At 70.2% G+C, this 17,656-nt stretch carries 14 protein-coding genes and 1 pseudogene; 4 read left to right on the top strand and 11 right to left on the bottom strand.

Translation table 11 applies throughout. The annotated features are described in order from the left end of the window. Position 1 precedes the first annotated feature (1 nt). Entirely contained in the window at positions 2-745 is a 744-nt protein-coding gene (aztA, locus tag ACYVMZ_RS36645; protein ID WP_461087211.1) for a zinc ABC transporter ATP-binding protein AztA, read from the top strand. Positions 746-955: 210 nt separating this feature from the next. On the opposite strand, the gene ACYVMZ_RS36640 is transcribed toward aztA, so the two are convergent. Then, the gene (locus tag ACYVMZ_RS36640; protein ID WP_461087210.1) at positions 956-1,903 is read right to left on the bottom strand and encodes a GlxA family transcriptional regulator; all 948 of its coding nucleotides are present in this window, start codon (positions 1,901-1,903) and stop codon (positions 956-958) included. A 71-nt stretch (positions 1,904-1,974) separates the two neighbouring features. Between ACYVMZ_RS36640 and ACYVMZ_RS36635 the strand changes: the two genes are divergently transcribed. Beyond that, a complete protein-coding gene (locus tag ACYVMZ_RS36635) occupies positions 1,975-2,925 on the top strand; it encodes an NADP-dependent oxidoreductase (protein ID WP_461087209.1) in 951 nt (316 codons plus the stop codon). Position 2,926: 1 nt separating this feature from the next. Here ACYVMZ_RS36635 and ACYVMZ_RS36630 read toward each other — a convergent pair whose 3' ends face one another. Then, positions 2,927-4,027, bottom strand: a complete 1,101-nt coding sequence (locus tag ACYVMZ_RS36630) for an ABC transporter substrate-binding protein (RefSeq protein ID WP_461087208.1) — start codon at positions 4,025-4,027, stop codon at positions 2,927-2,929. Between the two features lie 514 nt (positions 4,028-4,541). Between ACYVMZ_RS36630 and ACYVMZ_RS36625 the strand changes: the two genes are divergently transcribed. Continuing rightward, positions 4,542-5,603, top strand: a complete 1,062-nt coding sequence (locus tag ACYVMZ_RS36625) for an ABC transporter substrate-binding protein (protein ID WP_461087234.1) — start codon at positions 4,542-4,544, stop codon at positions 5,601-5,603. Positions 5,604-5,722: 119 nt separating this feature from the next. Continuing rightward, positions 5,723-8,479: a SpoIIE family protein phosphatase gene (locus ACYVMZ_RS36620; RefSeq protein ID WP_461087207.1), complete on the top strand. Its 2,757-nt coding sequence runs from the start codon at positions 5,723-5,725 to the stop codon at positions 8,477-8,479. 1 nt (position 8,480) lies between these two features. On the opposite strand, the gene ACYVMZ_RS36615 is transcribed toward ACYVMZ_RS36620, so the two are convergent. The 9 genes and pseudogenes from ACYVMZ_RS36615 to ACYVMZ_RS36575 all read right to left on the bottom strand — a co-directional run bounded on the left by ACYVMZ_RS36615 (position 8,481) and on the right by ACYVMZ_RS36575 (position 17,546). After that, positions 8,481-8,600, bottom strand: a complete 120-nt coding sequence (locus ACYVMZ_RS36615; RefSeq protein ID WP_461087233.1) for an SDR family oxidoreductase — start codon at positions 8,598-8,600, stop codon at positions 8,481-8,483. A 92-nt stretch (positions 8,601-8,692) separates the two neighbouring features. After that, positions 8,693-9,216 (bottom strand): annotated as a pseudogene (locus ACYVMZ_RS36610) (SDR family NAD(P)-dependent oxidoreductase); the annotation flags it as partial. Between the two features lie 12 nt (positions 9,217-9,228). Then, positions 9,229-10,638, bottom strand: coding sequence for an aspartate ammonia-lyase (gene aspA / locus ACYVMZ_RS36605; RefSeq protein ID WP_461087206.1), 1,410 nt, complete (start codon positions 10,636-10,638; stop codon positions 9,229-9,231). Between the two features lie 93 nt (positions 10,639-10,731). Beyond that, positions 10,732-12,015, bottom strand: a complete 1,284-nt coding sequence (locus ACYVMZ_RS36600; RefSeq protein ID WP_461087205.1) for an NAD(P)/FAD-dependent oxidoreductase — start codon at positions 12,013-12,015, stop codon at positions 10,732-10,734. 50 nt (positions 12,016-12,065) lie between these two features. Continuing rightward, positions 12,066-12,731 (bottom strand): haloacid dehalogenase type II, encoded by a 666-nt coding sequence (locus ACYVMZ_RS36595; RefSeq protein ID WP_461087204.1) that lies wholly within the window; start codon positions 12,729-12,731, stop codon positions 12,066-12,068. Positions 12,732-12,776: 45 nt separating this feature from the next. Next, positions 12,777-13,715: an aldo/keto reductase gene (locus ACYVMZ_RS36590; protein ID WP_461087203.1), complete on the bottom strand. Its 939-nt coding sequence runs from the start codon at positions 13,713-13,715 to the stop codon at positions 12,777-12,779. Continuing rightward, positions 13,712-15,172: an aldehyde dehydrogenase family protein gene (locus ACYVMZ_RS36585; protein WP_461087202.1), complete on the bottom strand. Its 1,461-nt coding sequence runs from the start codon at positions 15,170-15,172 to the stop codon at positions 13,712-13,714. The genes ACYVMZ_RS36590 and ACYVMZ_RS36585 overlap by 4 nt, the downstream gene beginning before the upstream one ends. Then, positions 15,169-16,122: a succinylglutamate desuccinylase/aspartoacylase family protein gene (locus ACYVMZ_RS36580; protein ID WP_461087201.1), complete on the bottom strand. Its 954-nt coding sequence runs from the start codon at positions 16,120-16,122 to the stop codon at positions 15,169-15,171. The genes ACYVMZ_RS36585 and ACYVMZ_RS36580 overlap by 4 nt, the downstream gene beginning before the upstream one ends. A gap of 41 nt (positions 16,123-16,163) precedes the next feature. After that, on the bottom strand, positions 16,164-17,546 hold the full coding sequence (locus ACYVMZ_RS36575; RefSeq protein WP_461087200.1) for an aminotransferase class III-fold pyridoxal phosphate-dependent enzyme: 1,383 nt from the start codon (positions 17,544-17,546) through the stop codon (positions 16,164-16,166). Positions 17,547-17,656: the final 110 nt, after the last annotated feature.

The raw sequence follows: 17,656 nt of genomic DNA, 5'->3' as shown, positions 1-17,656 counted from the left end.
AATGAAAACCATGTTCAGAACACAGGGGTCCTCTCCCGCCCTCGCCGAGGCCAGGACGCCCCGGGTCCGCTTCACGGAGCTCTCCGCCGGGTATCCCGGCCGCCCCGTTCTGCATCAACTTGACGCGGAGATACCGGCGTTGGCGATCACGGCGCTCGTCGGCCCGAACGGCAGCGGGAAGTCCACCCTGCTCGGAGTAATGGCCGGAGTGATTCAACCCACATCAGGCCGGCTCCACCACGCCGGCGAGCGGCCGCCGGCGTTCGTCCCGCAGCGCGGCGCCGTCGCTGACGCACTGCCGCTCACGGTCAGGCAGACGGTGGAGATGGGGCGCTGGGGCGACCGCGGGCCGTGGCGCCGACTGACGCGGCAGGATCGAGCCACCGTGGACCAGGCCATGGAGAGGCTCGGCATCACCGATCTCGCCACCCGCCAACTCGGAGAGCTCTCCGGCGGACAGCGGCAACGCGCCCTGATCGCCCAAGGACTCGCCCAGGAGTCGGACCTGCTCCTCCTGGACGAACCGACCACGGGCCTGGACCCCGAGGCAAGGGACCGGATCGCCGCGCTGCTGACGGAGCTGGTCGCCGACGGCAGGACCGTCGTCCAGGCCACACACGACCTGGAAGCCGCCCGCTCGGCGGACGCCTGCCTCCTGCTCCGCGACGGTCAGCTGGCGGGGCAGGGACGCCCCGAGCAACTTCTCACCGCCTCAACGCTCGCCCAGATCTGGCAACCGGCGTGAGGCGACGGCCCTTTCCTGTCTCACGGCCATGGTGCTCACGTGCCGCTGTCGCACGTAACTGCGGCTGCCACAGGTCAGGCCCGGCCCAGGGCTCTCGCACGTCGATGGGTCCACGCCGATCAGAGCCGACGCACCCTGCGAGCGCTCTCCCGCAGTCCCGCATGGAGTCGGTTCACCGAAGCACTGACTACCGGTAGATCCTGGGGGGCACTAGCGTGCCGCCTGGAACGTACGCCGGTAAGCCTGCGGTGAGACGCCGATCGCCGCGTGCAGGTGCTGGCGCAGGGAGGCGCCCGTGGCGAAGCCGACCCGGCTGGCGATCTGGTCCACCGACAGGTCGCTGGACTCCAGCAGGTCCCGGGCTCGGGCTACACGCTGCTGGATGAGCCAGCGGCCGGGGCTGAGGCCCACCTCGTCGTGGAAGCGGCGGGCGAAGGTGCGCCGGCTCATCCGAGCGTGGGCGGCGAGGTCGGCGAGCGTCAGCGGTTCGTCGAGGCGTTCGAGAGCCCAGGCGCGGGTGGCGGCCGTGCTCGCGGCCCCGCTTTCCGGGACTGGCTGCTCGATGTACTGTGCCTGGCCGCCGTCCCGGAACGGCGGAACCACGCAGCGGCGGGCGACCGTGTTGGCGAGTCGGCTGCCGTGGTCCTTGCGCACGACGTGCAGGCAGACGTCGACGCCGGAGGCGGCTCCGGCCGAGGTCAGGATGGGGTCGTCGTCGACGAAGAGCACATCCGGGTCGAGGGCGACGTGCGGGAACATATGCCGGAACCGGTCCGCCTGCCGCCAGTGCGTGGTCGCCTTGCGGCCGTCCAGGAGCCCGGCGGCGGCGAGCACGAAGGCGCCGGTGCAGATGGAGACGATGCGCGTGCCTGGCCGGATCCACGCGAGCGCGACAGTGACCTCGTCCGGCAGCTCTGCGGTGACACACGACGGCGAGATGGGCGCGACGACCACGGTGTCGGCCGTGGCCAGGAGCTCGGGGCCGTGCTCGGCGGTGATGGTGAAGTCGGCGTTGCTGCGCACCGGACGCCCGTCGACGGTGCAGGTCATCACCTCGTACCGGCCGTCGGTGGCGCCGAAGATCCGGCTGGGGATGCCGAGTTCGAAGGGGTAGACCCCGTCGAGCGCCAGGACCACGACCCTGTGCACATGCTGCATGGCACGATCCTATCGAAGACTGGCTATCAGGCCATTTTCCGGGCGGACGCGCTCGGGCAGGGTGGGACACCATGAGCACTCAGCACACGATGCGCGCCATCAGCCAGGACGTCCTCGGTGGTCCCGAGGTCCTCAAGGAAGTGGAGGTCGAGCGCCCCGCGCCACGTCCGAACGAAGTACTGGTCCGGGTGCGCGCCGCCGGGGTCAACCCGACGGACTGGAAGCACCGCGCCACCGGCCGCTTCCTCGGCGAGCCGCCCTTCGTCCTCGGCTGGGACGTCTCCGGCGTGGTCGAGGCGACGGGCACCGGTGTCGCCCTCTTCAAGCCGGGTGACGAGGTCTTCGGCATGCTGTCCTACCCGTTCGGTCACGGCTCGCACGCCCAGTACGTCACCGCCCCCGCCCGCACCTTCGCGCTCAAGCCCTCGAACATCGACCACACACAGGCGGGCGCGCTTCCGCTGGTCTCACTGACCGCCTGGCAGGCCCTGGTCGAGACGGCGAACGTTCAGCCCGGGCAGCGGGTCCTGATTCACGCGGCGGCCGGCGGCGTCGGACATGTGGCCGTGCAGATCGCCAAGGCGCGGGGGGCTTACGTGATCGGCACGGCGAGCGCCGGCAAGCACGAGTTCCTCGCAGAGCTGGGCGCGGACGAGCTGATCGACTACCGGGAGACCGACTTCGCCACGGCCGTACGGGATGTCGACGTCGCGCTGGACACGATCGGCGGCGACTACCTCCACCGCTCGCTGCGGATCCTGCGCAAGGGCGGATTCCTGGTCACCCTCGTGCCGCGGGGTTCGAAGGAACTGCCCCGGGAGGCCGAGAACCTCGGGGTGCGTGCGACCGAGATGCTCGTAGACGCCGACCACACCGGGATGAAGGAGATCGCGGCGCTCGTCGAGGCGGGCCGGCTACGCGCCACGATCGCCGGCACCTTCCCGCTGGCCGAAGCCGCCAAGGCGCACGCGCTCGGCGAAACCGGCCGGACCACGGGCAAGCTGGTCCTGGTGGTCGACTGACTCAGATCCGACCGCGTGGGTGCCGTAACTCCCGGCACCCACACGCAGTGCGTGCCTCACTCACCGCTGGGCACAGACGGCACGCCACCCTGCGCGAGCGTCTATCAAGCGCTTGGCCACCACCTGCGGCCACAACTGGGATTGTCGCCCTGCGGTAGCGGCTGCCACCCCCGGGACAAAACAGCACGGTCGCGGCCTCGGGCAACTCGGCACGGTTGGTGTAGGTGGCCAGCCGCAGGGTCTTGCCCTTGGTCTCGGCCTTCACCTGCGCGGTGGTCGCGGCCTTCGCGCGGCCCGTCACCGTGACGCGCGTGTCGGCCGCCCACGGGACCGCCGGCCCGAACAGGCCCTGCGCGCGGTCGGCGTACCCGCCGAAGAGCGAGTCGACGACGGCCGAACCGTCCACCGCCTCGCGGACGGACGCCCGGAGCGCGGCGTCGGTGAAGATGCCGCTGCGGGTGTTGAGGATCAGGCTGTCGGTCCGCACGGAGGGGACCTCGTGGCGGGTGTCCTTGTCCAGCAGCTTCGCCTGGGCGGTGGGGATCCACTCGGCGATGTCGGCGTCGCCGCTGCGCAGGGCGTTGGCATGGGCGGTGCCGTCGGCGATACACGTGACGTCGATGCCGGACGACTTGGCCTTGCCGCCCCAGTAGCCGTCGTAGCGGTCGAGCGTGGCCTTGGACTTCCCGGTGAGCTTGGTTGTCTCGAAAGGACCGGTGCCGGTGCCGACCGGGGTGACGGTGCCGTCCTTGCCGTACGCCTTGGGGGCGAGGATGCCCAGCGCGGGGCTGGCCAGGCGCAGCGGGAGCACCAGGTCGGCCGTCTTGGTGCTGATCGTGACGGCATCGGCGTCCTCGGCCTTCGCGGTAAGAGGCACGTCGCTCAGGACACGGGGCATGGGCTCGGCGGCGCCCGCGTGGTTGAGCGCGTTGACGACGGACTCGGCGGTGACCTCGGTGCCGTCCTGGAAGGTGGCCTTGCGCAGCTCGAAGGTCCAGGTGGTGTCGTTCGTCTGCTTCCAGGACTTCGCCAGCGCGGGTGCGGCGGCGCCGTTCTTGTCCAGCGCGGTGAGGCCTTCGTCCACGGAGAGCTTGCTCAGCACGGTGGCGTAATTGCTGTACCGGGCAGAGCGCCTGTACGGGCGGCACTGCGAGGGCCACCCCAGCCGACCGCCCGAAGCGCCCTTGTCGCCCATACCCGAGCCGCCTCCCCTGACACGAAGCAGCCGGCCAGCAACGAACTGAGAGCGGGCGCCGCGACGAGACGGCGGGAGGTCGTACGCATGGAGGTCCCGTCGCGCGGGATAAGGGGGGACCTGGCCCCCGTGCACGCCAGGCGGCTCGAGGGGGCTGCGTCGGCTCTTATGGAGGGCCGTTCGGCATGCCTGCGACCAGGACCGGACATCGCCTCGATGTATCCGCCGACGTCCTGTCGCAGCCGCGGAGTGCCAGGTCATGGCGTCCGTGACCGCATGGTCCTACCATGACGTGACCCGGCTCACCGTCGCCCCGGCTGACCCATGGCCGGCTTCCGCCCATACGACGAGCGTCGGCGGCGTCCCGCGAACAGCCCGCGCCGACGGGCCCCGCACCCGGCTTCGCAGGAGGCATACGGTGATGGACCTCAAAATCGACCGCAGGGCGTTCCTACGCGGGATCGGCTCGGTCGCGGCAGGCGCCGCCGCCACTTCGTTCACCGCATGCGGAGGCCGTGCCGACCGGAAGACCGAGGGCGCCGGGAGCGGCAAGACGCTCGTCGTCCGTGACATCGGCGGCGCCTACGGTGAAGCGAACCGCAAGACGGTCTACGAGCCGTTCAGCAAAGAGACCGGCATCCAGGTCAGCGTGGTCAACATCCCCTTGTACGCGCAGATGCTCGCGCAGATCAAGGAAGGGCGCCCAGAGTTCGACGTCATCGACATCGACATGAGCGCACTGGCACGCTTCGAGGGGGCCGGGGCCACGCAGGAGCTCGACTACGACCGGCTGAAGAACGCGAGGAACGCCGGTATCGCCGAGTCGCTGCTCACCTCGCACGGCGTCGGCAAGAACTACTGGGCAAGCGTCATGGCGTTCCGCACCGACGCCTTCGGCGGGAAGACGCCCGATTCCTGGGCGGACTTCTGGGACACCGGTGCGTTCCCGGGCAACCGGGCCTTGCAGGGCCCGGACGCGGGCCCACCGGAGCTTGAGTTCGCCCTCCTCGCTGACGGGGTGGCCCAGGACAGGCTCTATCCCCTCGACGTTGACCGCGCCTTCAGAGTTCTCGACGAGATCAAGAGCGCCGTGCGCGAGTTCTGGGTCGACGGCGCTACGCCGGGACTGCTGCTGCAACGCGGACAGGCCGTGGCCTCCAGCGTCTGGCACGGCCGCCCCAACCAGCTCATCAAGCAGGGCGCACCGCTCGCCTACCAGTGGAACGGCGCCCGTCGGCAGAGCAGCGGCTTCGGTATCCCCAACGGCGCCCGGCATGTCGATGCCGCCTACAGGCTCATCGACTTCGCCCTGCGCCCCGAGGTGCAGGCCGACTTCGCCGAGGCCTACCCATGGGCCCGGTCGTGCCCGCAGCCTACAAGTACCTGTCCAGGGCCGCCGCGGACCTGGCCAGCTCCCCGGAGCACCTTTACACCGGCTTCGACCTGGACGTCGACTGGTGGGTGGAGAACAAGGACGCCGTGACCAAGCGCTGGCAGGAATGGGTGCGGTCCTGAGACGACGCGGAAGAGGGCCGGGCCCGTCCGGTCCTGCCCTCTCCGCCACCGACTCCTGCCGGGCGACGGGAGGGACATCCCCTGAATATGACCAGCATCTTCGGTCGGCACGAGCGGCCCCGAAAGCCCCCTGCCTGGCCGCCCGGAACCCGTGTGCGCTCCCTGCTGAACGCGCGCAGCGTCGCAGGTCAGGTGTTCCTGTGGCAGCTGGTTCTGGTGATCCTGTTCGCCGCTGCCGCTGGGGTGGCGCTCGTCCTGCAAGCCCGGCACTCGAGCACGCAGGACGCCCGCCGGCTCTCGTTGGGAGTCGCCCAGACCTTCGCGCGTGCCCCGGGCACGGTGGACGCCATGAAGTCCGCCGACCCGACGGCCGTGCTGCAATCCCGCGCGGAGGAGACGCGCAAGCTGACGGGCGTCGACTTCGTCGTGGCGATCGATCCACGGGGCTACCGCTGGACCCACCCGGACCCGAATCTGATCGGGGAGCACGTCTTCGCGCTCCGCAAGGAGGCAGCCGCCGGCCGGCCCTTCACTCAGGATTTCGAGGGCAGCCTGGGCCTCGCCGTGGCATCCACGGTCCCCGTCTTCGACACCGGAGGACAGAGGATCGTCGGCCTGGTGTCGGTCGGGGTCACGGTCAAGAACGTGAATGCCGTGGTGCAGCGCCAGATGCCGCTCCTGCTCGGTTCCGTCGGCGGCGCGCTCGCGCTGGTCACGGGCGGTAGGGCACTGGTGTCGCGGCGGCTGCGACGGCAGACCCACGGACTGGGTCCGGCCGAGATGACCCGGATGTACGAGCACCACGACGCGGTGCTGCACGCGGTACGGGAGGGAGTACTGATCATCGGCGGTGACGGACGGCTGCTGCTGGCCAACGACGAGGCACGGCGACTGCTGAATCTGCCCGCAGACGCCGAGCAGCGCCACGTCACCGAGCTGGGTCTGGAAACGGGCACCGCCGAACTGCTGCTCGCGGGCCGGACCGCCACCGACGAGGTCCACCTGGCCGGGGACCACCTGCTGGCGGTCAACATCCGGCCCGTCGACCAGCGCGGCGGCAGGACTGGCAGCGTGGCCACGCTGCGCGACACCACGGAGTTGCAGGCGCTGACGGGCCGGGCGGCCGTGGCCAGAGAGCGGCTGCGCCTGCTGTACGAGGCGGGGGTGCGGATCGGCACCACGCTGGATGTGACGCGCACCGCCGAGGAACTGGCCGAGGTGGCTGTCCCTCGATTCGCCGACGTCGCCACGGTCGACCTGCAGGATCCGGTCCTGGAGGGTGACGAGCCGGTCGGGCCGAACCCCGAAATGCGCCGCACGGCGGTTCATGGTGCCGAGGGCGCCTTGCCCCTCTTCCCCGTGGGAGAGCTCATCCGCGTCGTCCCCGGCAACCCCGTGGCCGTCAGCGTCCAGCGCGGCCTGCCCGTCCTCGAGGCCGACCTGACGGTCTCCCATGGGTGGCGGGCCCAGGATCCCGAACGCGCCCGGCGCATCCTGGACTCCGGCCTCCACTCCTTGATCACCGTGCCGCTCCAGGCTCGCGGCGTGGTACTGGGTGTGGTCAACTTCTGGCGTGCGGAGCAGGACGCCTTCGAGGAAGAGGACCTGGCCTTCGCCGAAGAACTGGCCGCCCGGGCCGCGGTGACCATCGACAACGCCCGCCGCTACACCCGCGAGCACGCCCTGGCCGTGACCCTGCAGCGCAGCCTGTTGCCTCGTTCCCTGCCCGACCAGTCCGCCGTCGAGGTCGCCCACCGCTACCTGCCCGCCCGGGCCGGGGTCGGCGGCGACTGGTTCGATGTCATCCCGCTGCCCGGGGCCCGGGTCGCACTGGTGGTGGGCGACGTGGTCGGCCACGGCCTGCACGCCGCGGCCACCATGGGCCGACTGCGCACCGCGGTGCGCACCTTCTCGTCCCTCGATCTGTCCCCGGACGAGCTGATCAGGCACCTGGACGAGCTGGTCGCCCGGGTCGACAGCGAGGGGGACGGCAGCCAGGGAATCACAGGGGCGACTTGCCTGTACGCCGTCTACGACCCGGTGTCCGGCCTGTGCTCGGTGGCCAGGTCCGGGCATCCAGGACCGGCCCTGGTACACGCGGACGGCACGGTCGAGCAGTTGCAGGTACCCGTCTCCCCGCCGCTGGGGCTGGGCGGCGGCCTTCCCTTCGAGAGTGCCGAGTTCACGCTGTCCGAGGGCTCCCGGTTGGTCCTGTACACCGACGGTCTCATCGAGGACCGGAACCGGGACATCGACACCGGCCTCGCGATGCTGCACGACGCCCTGACGGGGCCCGGCCGGACCCCGGAGGAAACCTGTCAGGCCGTCCTGGACGCCCTGCTGCCGGCCCGCCCGAGCGACGACATCGCCCTGCTCGTCGCTCGGTCCCGCATGCTCGATCCCTCCCAGGTCGCCGACTGGGATGTGCCCGGCGATCCTGCCGCAGTCGCCGGAATCCGTGCCGATGTCGCCCGCCGTCTGGAGGAGTGGGGGCTGGAGGAGCTCGCCTTCTCCACGGAACTGGTGATCAGCGAGTTGGTCACCAATGCCATCCGCTACGGCACCGGCCCGAGACGGCTGCGGATACTGCGCGACGGCACCAGTCTTATCTGTGAGGTCGCCGACGGCAGCAGCACCTCACCGCATCTGCGCCGGGCGGCCGACACCGACGAGGGCGGGCGGGGATTGTTCCTCGTGGCCCAGTTCACGCAACGGTGGGGTACCCGCTACATGCCTCGCGGCAAAGTGATCTGGACCGAGCAGTCGCTCCACAGCACGACGACCGAACCTGACGCAGACACGGCCGACGCCCTGCTGGACCAATGGGGCGACGCGGACTGGTGACTCAGAACGCCGTGTAGCCGCCGTCCACGGGAAGCACGGCACCGGTGATGTACGACGACTCCGGACAGGCGAGGAAGACGAGCGCGTCGGCGACCTCCTCGGGTCTGGCGAGCCGGCGCAGCGGTGTGGAGTCCTCTCTCTGGCGCGCCGGTAGGCAGCGAGGTCGGGGCGTCGCTGGAACGAGGCCTCGATGAGCGGCGTCACGGTCAGACCGGGGACGACCACGTTGACGCGGATGTTACGGGACGCCCATTCGATGGCAGCGCCGCGGGCGAGCGCGATGAGGCCGCCCTTGGCGGCGGAGTACAAGGTCGGTTCGGCATGCCGACCATGCCGAGGCGGGAGCTGACGCACACGATCGACGCCCCCGACTCGGGAGCCAGCGGCATCAGGTGCTTCATGCCCAGGAAGGCGCTCAGGAGGTTGCTGTGGAGCAGGTCGCGTGCGTCGTCGGCAGTCGTCTCCGCGAGCGGGCTGGACTGCTGGAGTCCGTGGCAGAGGACGACCACTCCCACTTCCCCCAGGTGATCCGCCGCTCGGGCGGCGAGCTCGCAGACGAAGGTCTCGTCGTTGAGGTCCCCCGCAAGGTGGAGATCGTCCGGATGGTCCTCGGGCAGCTCGGGTCGCCGTCCAGTGAGCAGGAGGTTGGCATTCTCGCGGCGGAAGTGGGAGGCGACCGCCTGACCGATGCCGCTTGATGCTCCGGTGATCACGGCGTCGGCATTCTGGAGTCCCATATTCGTTCCCTGTCAGGCCAGCACCTGACCGCTGCCCGCCACGGCCTCGGGCCGCAGCAGGTCGGCGAGGGTCTCGGCGGGCAACAGGCCCTTCTCCAGGACGAGTTCGGCCACGCCCCGGCCGGTGGCGAGGGCCTCCTTGGCGATGTCGGTGGCCGCCGTGTACCCGATGTACGGGTTCAACGCGGTCACCAGACCGATGGAGGTCTCCACCGCCGCGCGGAGTTCGTCCTTGTTGGCGGTGATGCCGTCCACGCACCGCTTGGCCAGGGTGAGGCAGGCTGCCCGGAGGTGGGTGAGGGACTCCGACAGGGAGTGCAGGATGATCGGTTCGAAGGCGTTGAGCTGGAGTTGTCCGGCCTCGGCGGCCATGGTGATGGCGACGTCGTTTCCGATGACCTCGAAGGCGACCTGGTTGACGACCTCGGGGATCACCGGGTTGACCTTGCCGGGCATGATCGACGAACCGGCCTGCACGGGCGGCAGGTTGATCTCGTTGAGGCCGGCCCGGGGACCGGAGGAAAGCAGGCGCAGGTCGTTGCAGCTCTTCGACAGCTTCACCGCGATGCGCTTGAGCACGCCCGACATCTGGACGAAGGCGCCGCAGTCCTGCGTGGCCTCGACGAGGTTGGCGGCGGTGACCAGCGGCAGCCCGGTGATCTCGGCGAGGTGGCGGCGGGCCGACTCGGCGTATCCGGCGGGGGCGTTGAGTCCGGTGCCGATGGCGGTGGCGCCGAGGTTGATCTCATGGACAAGCTCCACGGCCTCGGCGAGGCGGCTGCGGTCCTCGTCCAGCATCACCGCGAACGTGGAGAACTCCTGGCCCAGAGTCATCGGCACGGCATCCTGGAGCTGGGTGCGCCCCATCTTCAGCACATCGCGGAACTCCACTGACTTACGGGCGAAGGAGTCCTGCAGGACCGCCATCGCCTTGAGCAGCTCACGCACCGCGAACACCGTCGCGATCTTGACCGCGGTCGGATAGACGTCGTTGGTCGACTGCCCGAGGTTGACGTCCTCGTTGGGGTGCAGGTACTCGTACTGGCCCTTGGCGTGGCCCAGCAGCTCCAACGCCCTGTTCGCCACGACCTCGTTGGCGTTCATGTTCGTCGAGGTGCCGGCACCGCCCTGGATGACGTCGACGACGAACTGGTCGTGCAGCTTGCCGGAGCGGATCTCCCGGCACGCGGCGACAATCGCGGCCGCCTGCTCCGGCTCCAGCAGCCCCAGCTCCTCATTCGCCAGCGCGGCGGCCTCCTTGACGGCGGCCAGGGCGTCGATCAGGTGCGGATAGGCGGAGATGGGAGTGCCGGTGATCGGGAAGTTCTCCGTGGCACGCAGGGTGTGAACACCCCAGTAGGCGTCGACGGGAACATCCCGGTCACCGAGCAAGTCGTGCTCAATGCGGGTGACGGCGTTCATGAGGCTGGGGCCTTCTCTCGGGAGGCATGGTGGGGGGCCTTCCACGCTGCTGCGCGGAAGGCCCCCCGCGGTGTCACCGGTGTCGGTACCTGCTCAGAGCAGGCGGTCCTTGGCCTTGTAATAAGCACCTCCGAACGGAAGGAACCAGGCGGTGCCGTTGTAGAAGGGGACGGGGACCTTCGGGAAGCCGAGGCCGCGCAGCGGGTTGGCCTCCGGCTTGCCGTCCATCATCTCGGCGACCGCGCGGCCCATGTAGGTGGCCATCTGGACGCCGTGGCCGCAGTAACCCATGGAGTAGTACAGGCCGTTGACCTCGCCGGCGTGCGGGATGCGGTCCCAGGAGAAACCGACCATGCCGCCCCACACGTAGTCGATGCGCACCCCAGCCAGCTGCGGGAAGATCTCGGTCATCTCCCGCTTGAGGATGTCGCCGCTCTTGATGTCGGAGGCCGGGTTGGAGGGGGCGAAGCGGGCCCGGCCGCCGAAGGCGAGGCGGTTGTCCGGGGTGAGGCGGACGTAGTGGCCGACATTCTTGTGGGCGACCAGCAGGCGGCCGTTCGGGATGAGCTCCTTGGCGCGCGCCTCCCCCAGCGGCTCGGTGACGATGATGAAGCTGCCGACGTTGATCAGCCGCTTGCGGAACCACGGCATCGACTTGTCGGTGTAGGCGTCCGTCGCCGCCATGACCTGCTTGGCACGGATGGTGCCGTGCATGGTCTCCACCAGAAAGCCGCCGCCGTGGAGGCGGGTGAGGCCGGTGGCGGCGTTGCGCTCGTGGATCTCGGCGCCGGCACGCTCGGCGGCTTCGGCCAGGCCGCCGACGAACTTGCCCACGTGCAGGCCCGCGCTGAGCGGGTCGAGCAGGGCGCCGTGGTAGTAGTCCGAGCCGAGCTCGGCCCGCAGCTCGCTCTTGCTCAGCACGATCGTCTCGTGGCCGAAGTTGTCGGCCAGGTCGCGCTGCTTGGCGCGCAGGCCCTCGAAGTGCTGGGGCTTGCAGACCAGGCCGAGGCGCCCGGCGCGGTTGAAGTCGCAGTCGATCTGTTCCGTCCGCGTGAGGTCCTCGACGACGTCGACGGCCTCGCGGAAGGCGTTGTACAGCTCGAGTGCGCGCTCCTGGCCGTAGCGCTTGCGGGCCTCGGCAGGGCTGATGGTGATGCCCTGGGTGCACATGCTGCCGTTGCGCCCGGAGGCGCCCGAGCCGACCTTGTCCTTTTCCACGAGGACGACCCGGGCACCCTTGCGGACGGTGTGGTAGGCGGTGGACAGGCCGGTGAGGCCGCCGCCGATCACCACCACGTCCGCCTCGTCGGGCAGGTCCTTTCCGGAACGGTCGGGCAGGGCGGGGGCTGTGTCCAGCCAGTAGGGGATCTGCTTCATGGCGTGCGTCCTCTGTGTTTCTCGGTCCTGTGTCGCCGGTATGCCGTAGGTCAGCAGCCGAGCAGCTTCGGCAGGCCCGACAGGTCACGCAGCTCGTCGTACGGCTGGTAGTCGGCGCTGCCCTTGCGGCCGTAGCGGTTGATCCACACCCGGCGCTTCAGGCCCAGGTCGCGGGTCGGGATGTGGTCGTACTCCCAGCCCTGGGCGACGTGGATGACCTGCGAGGGCTCGACGCCCATGGTCTTGAACGCGTACTCGAAGGTCTGGCGGTCCGGCTTGTAGGCGCGCGCCTGCTGGGCGGTGATGACGTAGTCGAACTCGACGCCGATGTTCTCGACGTTCCGCGCGATCAGGTTGTCGTCGGTGTTGGAGATGATGGCGATCTCGTACTTGGTCTTCAGGGCGCGCAGCGCGTCCGGGACCTCCGGGTGGGGACCGAAGGTGGGGACGGCCTCGACCAGGGCGTCGCCGTCGGACTCGCGGTACTCCAGGCCGTGCAGGCGCATGGCGTTGCGCAGGCTGGAGTGCAGGATCTCGTGGTAGGGGCGGTAGGCCTCCAGGACGGCCTGAAAGCGCATGACGCGGAAGTCGTCGAGGAACTCGTCGACATCCAGGTTGTCCAGGTCCAGCCGGTCTTCGAGGACCTTCAGGGTCGTCGGGGCCAGCTCGAAGTTGATCAAGGTCGCGTAGGCGTCGAAGGTGACGATCTCTCTCATGATGTTCAGCCTCAGTCTCGCGGGTTTCCAGAGTGAGTGGGGGCTTCAGACGATGCGTTCGCCGGGGGCGACGATCGCGTCGAGCACGGCCAGATCGGCCGGGCTCGGTATCCAGTCGGCCGCCGCCGCGTTGGCGGTGACCTGTTGAGGTGTCATGGCGCCGCAGATGACGGAGCCCACGGCGGGCAGGGCCGCCAGTGCGCCGACCGCGACCTGGAGGAGGGTCAGTCCGCGGTCGGCGCCGTATGTGGTGAGCGCCTCGACCCTGTCGAGGGCCGCGTCGGTGAGCCAGCCCTGCCGCCAGGACAGGCGGCTGCCGGGCGGGGGCTCCTCGCCGCGGCGGTACTTCCCGCTGAGCAGGCCGTTGGCCAGCGGGTAGTACGGCAGCAGGCCGACGCCGTGATGCAGGCAGGCCGGGATCAGGTCCCGTTCCGCACCGCGGTCGAGCAGGTGGTAGCGCGCCTGGGTGGACACGAAGGCGTCCGTGACGTGCTCGGCCGGGAGGTTGGAGCAGCCGATGTACCGGATCTTGCCCTCCTCGACCAGCTCCCGGAGCGCGGCGACCGTCTCCTCCAACGGCGTGACGCCGTCCGGCTCGTGGTACTGGTACAGGTCGATCCGGTCGGTGCCGAGCCGGCGCAGTGACGCCTCCACCGCGTACCGGATGTAGGCGCGGGATCCGCGCGGACCGCACAGGTCGGCATCCCTGCTCATCTCCATGCCGAACTTGGTGGCGAGCACGATCTCGTCGCGGTGGCCCTTGAGGGCGGCACCCAGCAGGCGTTCGCCGTCGCCGCGCGAGCCACCCCGCTCACCGGACCCGCCGTACATGTCGGCAGTGTCGAACAGGGTGATCCCGGCGTCGAGGGCGGCGTGGACGACGGCCTTCGTGCCGTCCTCGTCGAGACGGCTTCCGAAGTTGTTGCCGCCCACGCCGACCACCGAGACGGTCGGGCCGCGTGCTCCGAGCGAGCGGTACCTCATGACCGGTTCCCGAATCCGATGCAGACGTTCTTGGTCTGCAGATAGCTGGCCAGGCCCTCAAGGCCCTTCTCCCGGCCCCAGCCGCTGTGCTTGTAGCCGCCGAAGGGAAGCTCGACGCCCGTGCCGACGCCGGTGGCGTTGACATAGACCTGGCCGGCCCGGATGCCCTCGGCCATCCGCATCGCCTTGTCGATGTCGCGGGTCCACACGTACGAGGCGAGGCCGTACGGACTGTCGTTGGCGATCTCCAGTGCCTCGTCCGCGTCGTCGAACTCGATGACCGTGACGACGGGACCGAAGATTTCCTCGCGGGCGCAACGGGCCTGGTTGTCGAGCCCGGTGAGGACGGTCGGCTCGACGAAGTAGCCGTCGGCCAGCTCGGGGTCCGAGGGGGCGCCTCCGCCGGCCCGTGCCACGGCACCCTCCTCCCGCGCCAGCTCCAGGTAGCCGAGGACCCGGTCCCGCTGCCGTGCGGCGACCAGCGGGCCGACGTCGGGGTCGGTGAGGCCCGGGCCGACGCGCAGGGAGGCGGCGTGCGCGACGAGCTTGTCCAGGAATTCCTCGGCGCCTCGCTGGAGGAGCAGCCGGGTGCCGGCGGAGCAGGTCTGCCCGGCATTGCCGAACGCGGAGGCGGCGACCGCGCCGAGCGCCAGGTCGAAGTCGGCGTCCGCGAAGACGACGACCGGCGACTTGCCGCCCAGTTCGGTGACCGAGGGCACCACGTTCGCGGCGGCGGCCTGCGCCACCTTGATGCCGGTCGGCACGGACCCGGTGAAGGTGACCTGGTCGATGTCCGGGTGACCGGCGAGGGCCGCGCCGGTCTCGCCGTCACCGGGGACCACGTTCAGCACGCCCGGCGGAAGACCGCACTCCAGGGCGATCCTGCCGATCTCCAGCGGGGTGAGCGGCGCCTCGGGGGACGGCTTGAGCACCACCGTGCAACCTGCGGCCAGCGCCGGTGCGGAGCCCCTCGCGGTGTTCTGCAGCGGGTAGTTGAACGGGATGATCTGGCCGGACACGCCGATCGGCTCACGGACCGTGTAGTCGATCAGGCCGGGGCCGAGCGGGATCGTCGAGCCGCCGAGCTTGTCGGCGACGCCCGCGTAGAACTCGAAGTAGCGGGCGGCCGCCTCGACATCGGCCTTCGCCTGGCGCAGCGGCTTGCCGACGTCCTGGCTCTCCAGGCGGGCCAGCCGTTCGCCCTGGTAACGGATGGCCTCGGCGATCCGGTACAGGATCCGGCCGCGATCGGCGGCACGCATCCGGGCCCACTCGGGTGCGGTGAAGGCCGCGCGCGCCGCCGCCACTGCCTGGTCCACATCGGCCTTGCCGCCCAGCGCCACCTGGGCGATGGCCGTGCCGTTCGACGGGTCGAGGACGGTGAAGGTGCGGCCGTCGGCGGCGGGGACCTGCTTGCCGTCGATCAGCAACTCGCTCAGCTGCAGTTCGCCGCTCATGGCCGGATCTCCCCCAGCACCTCGCCGAAGATGACGACCTCGTCGCCCGGACGGACCGTGCGGATCCGGCGCACCCAGAGCACGATGCCCTCCTGCGGGGCAGTGACCTCCTCCAGCGTGTTGCCATAGTGGTCGGTGATGGTGGCGATTCTGTCGCCTTCCTTGCAGGTCTCCCCCGGCTCGGCGTGGGCGACGAAGAAGCCGCCGGCGGCGGAGCGGGCGAAGGTGCCCGAGACGGTCGTGTAGGTGTCCCGCAGCTCCGTCGCGCCGTCGATCATGCCGAGGCTGCGCAGGATGTTGCGGATCGAGTTCATGTGGTGCTCGACGTTGGTCTCGCGGTACGTGGCGCCACCGCACTCGATGGTGATGGCGGGCTTGCCGGCTTCGAGGACGGGGTGGCGGACCGTGCCGCCCCACTTGCCGCCCTTCCAGACCAGCTCGTGCCCGGCGGCGAGCGCCAGGTCCGTCGCCAGGTCCTCGTAGCCGCCCTGGAGGATGACCAGCGGGGCGATCTCGCCGTAGGCGCCACCGGTGTGCAGGTCGACCACGGCGTCGACGGCGGGGACGACCTGCTCGACGAAGGTGGCGGCCAGACGCTGCGAGTACGAGCCCTCCGCGTCACCCGGGAAGATGCGGTTGAGGTTGAGGTGGTCGATGCCGCTGGCGCGGGCGGCCGCCTCGAAGGCCGGGGTGTTCATGCAGGGGATGCCGACGACGGTGCCGCGCAGGGTGGCCGGGTCGATCTCGGCGAGCACGCGGCGGATGGCCTCCTGGCCGTCGTACTCGTCGCCGTGCACGCCCGCGTCCACACACAGGACCGGGCCGTCCTGCGCGCCGTTGACGACGATCAGCGGTATGCCGAGCTCCACGCCGTAGCTGCTGGTGCCGACCGGGATCAGGCCCTGGGCGCGCTCGCCCGGGGCGACGGTCAGCGGACCGATGGAGTACATGTGGTTCCTTCCCAAAACGTGGGCCAGATGCGGAACGTGGATCAGATGCGGGCGGACGCCTCGGCGAGGGTGCCCGCGATGATCGCGGCGATACGGTCGAGGACGGCGCGGTCGCTGATCAGCGGGGGCGCGATCTGGACCAGGGGCCTGGAGCGGTCGTAGACGCGGGCCAGCAGGCCGGCCTCGCGCAGCCGGCGCGGGATCAGGTCGCCGATCAGAGCGGCTCGGGCGTTGGCGCTGAAACCGCCGTCGTCGAGGTCGCCGACGAGTTCGCAGGAGTAGAAGAACCCGGTGCCGCGGACGTCGCCGACGATCGGCAGGTCCTCGAGGGCCGCCATGCGCCTGGCCAAGTCCCCCTGGAGACCGCGGACGTTGTCCAGGATGCGGTCCCGCTCCATGATCTCCAGGTTGCGCAGGGCGATGGCCGTGCTCAGCGGGTGTCCGGCGAAGGTGTAGCCGTGGTTGAGGACCGCGCCGGGCCGGTTGATGACCTCGGTGACCTTGGTGCCGACCAGGGTCGCGCCCAGGGGGGCGTATCCGGCGGTGATGCCCTTGGCGACGGTGACCATGTCCGGGCGGGCGCCGTAGCGGTCCCCGCCGAACCACTCCCCGATCCGGCCGAAGGCCGTGATGACCTCGTCGGCGACGAGCAGGAAGCCGTACCGGTCGGCCAGCGCCCGCAACCCCTGCCAGTAACCCTGGGGCGGGGTGATGCAGCCGCCCCGGTTCTGCACCGGCTCGGCGATGAACATTGCGACGGTCTCCGGGCCCTCGGCCAGGATCGCGGCCTCCAACTCCGCGAGCAGCCACGCCGTGTAGACCTCGTCGTCCGCGAACTCCGGTGCCAGGCCGCAGCGGTTGGTGTTCGACACGAACCGGGTGTCGATCGCCGGCGGGCCGTACGGCTCCGTCAGGCCGGGGTCGTCGTTGAACGACAGGGTGCCGATGGTCAGGCCGTGGTAGGCGCCGCGCCGGGCGATCGCCTTGGTGCGGCCCGGCTCTCCGCGCAGGGCGTGGTAACGACGGGCTATCTTCCAGGCGGTCTCGACGGCTTCGGCGCCACCGCTCGAGAAGAAGGTGTGCTCGATGTCGACGGGGGCGATCCGGGACAGCCGCTCGGCGAGTTCGATGGCCGAGGGATGCGCGGAGCCGGTCCACAGCGGGCTATAGCACAGCTCGCTCAGCTGCCGTTCGGCGGCCTCGGCGAACTCGGGGCCGTAGGAGTAGCCGAGCTGGCAGCAGTACAGCCCTGACAGGCCGTCGATGTAGCGCCTGCCGTCCGCGTCGTCGACGTACGGGCCCTCCCCTCGCTGGACGAGGAGGAGGTCTTCGCCCTGGTCGCCGAGCGATCCGTTGGCAGTCATGTTCAGCAGCAGGTGCCGCTGAGCGGTGGCTGCGGTCAGCTGAGCGGCGGCGGTGGTCATACGGCCTCACCTCCGGGGTTGGCGACGCCGACCGTGTTCTCGACCGACAGCAGGGATTGCTGTCGTCCGGAGCCGATCCAGCGCACGAGGGCGACGAGGCCGAGGGCGAG

The sequence above is a fragment of the Streptomyces deserti genome, assembly GCF_054782695.1.
This window is presented reverse-complemented; position numbering and strand designations above follow the sequence as displayed.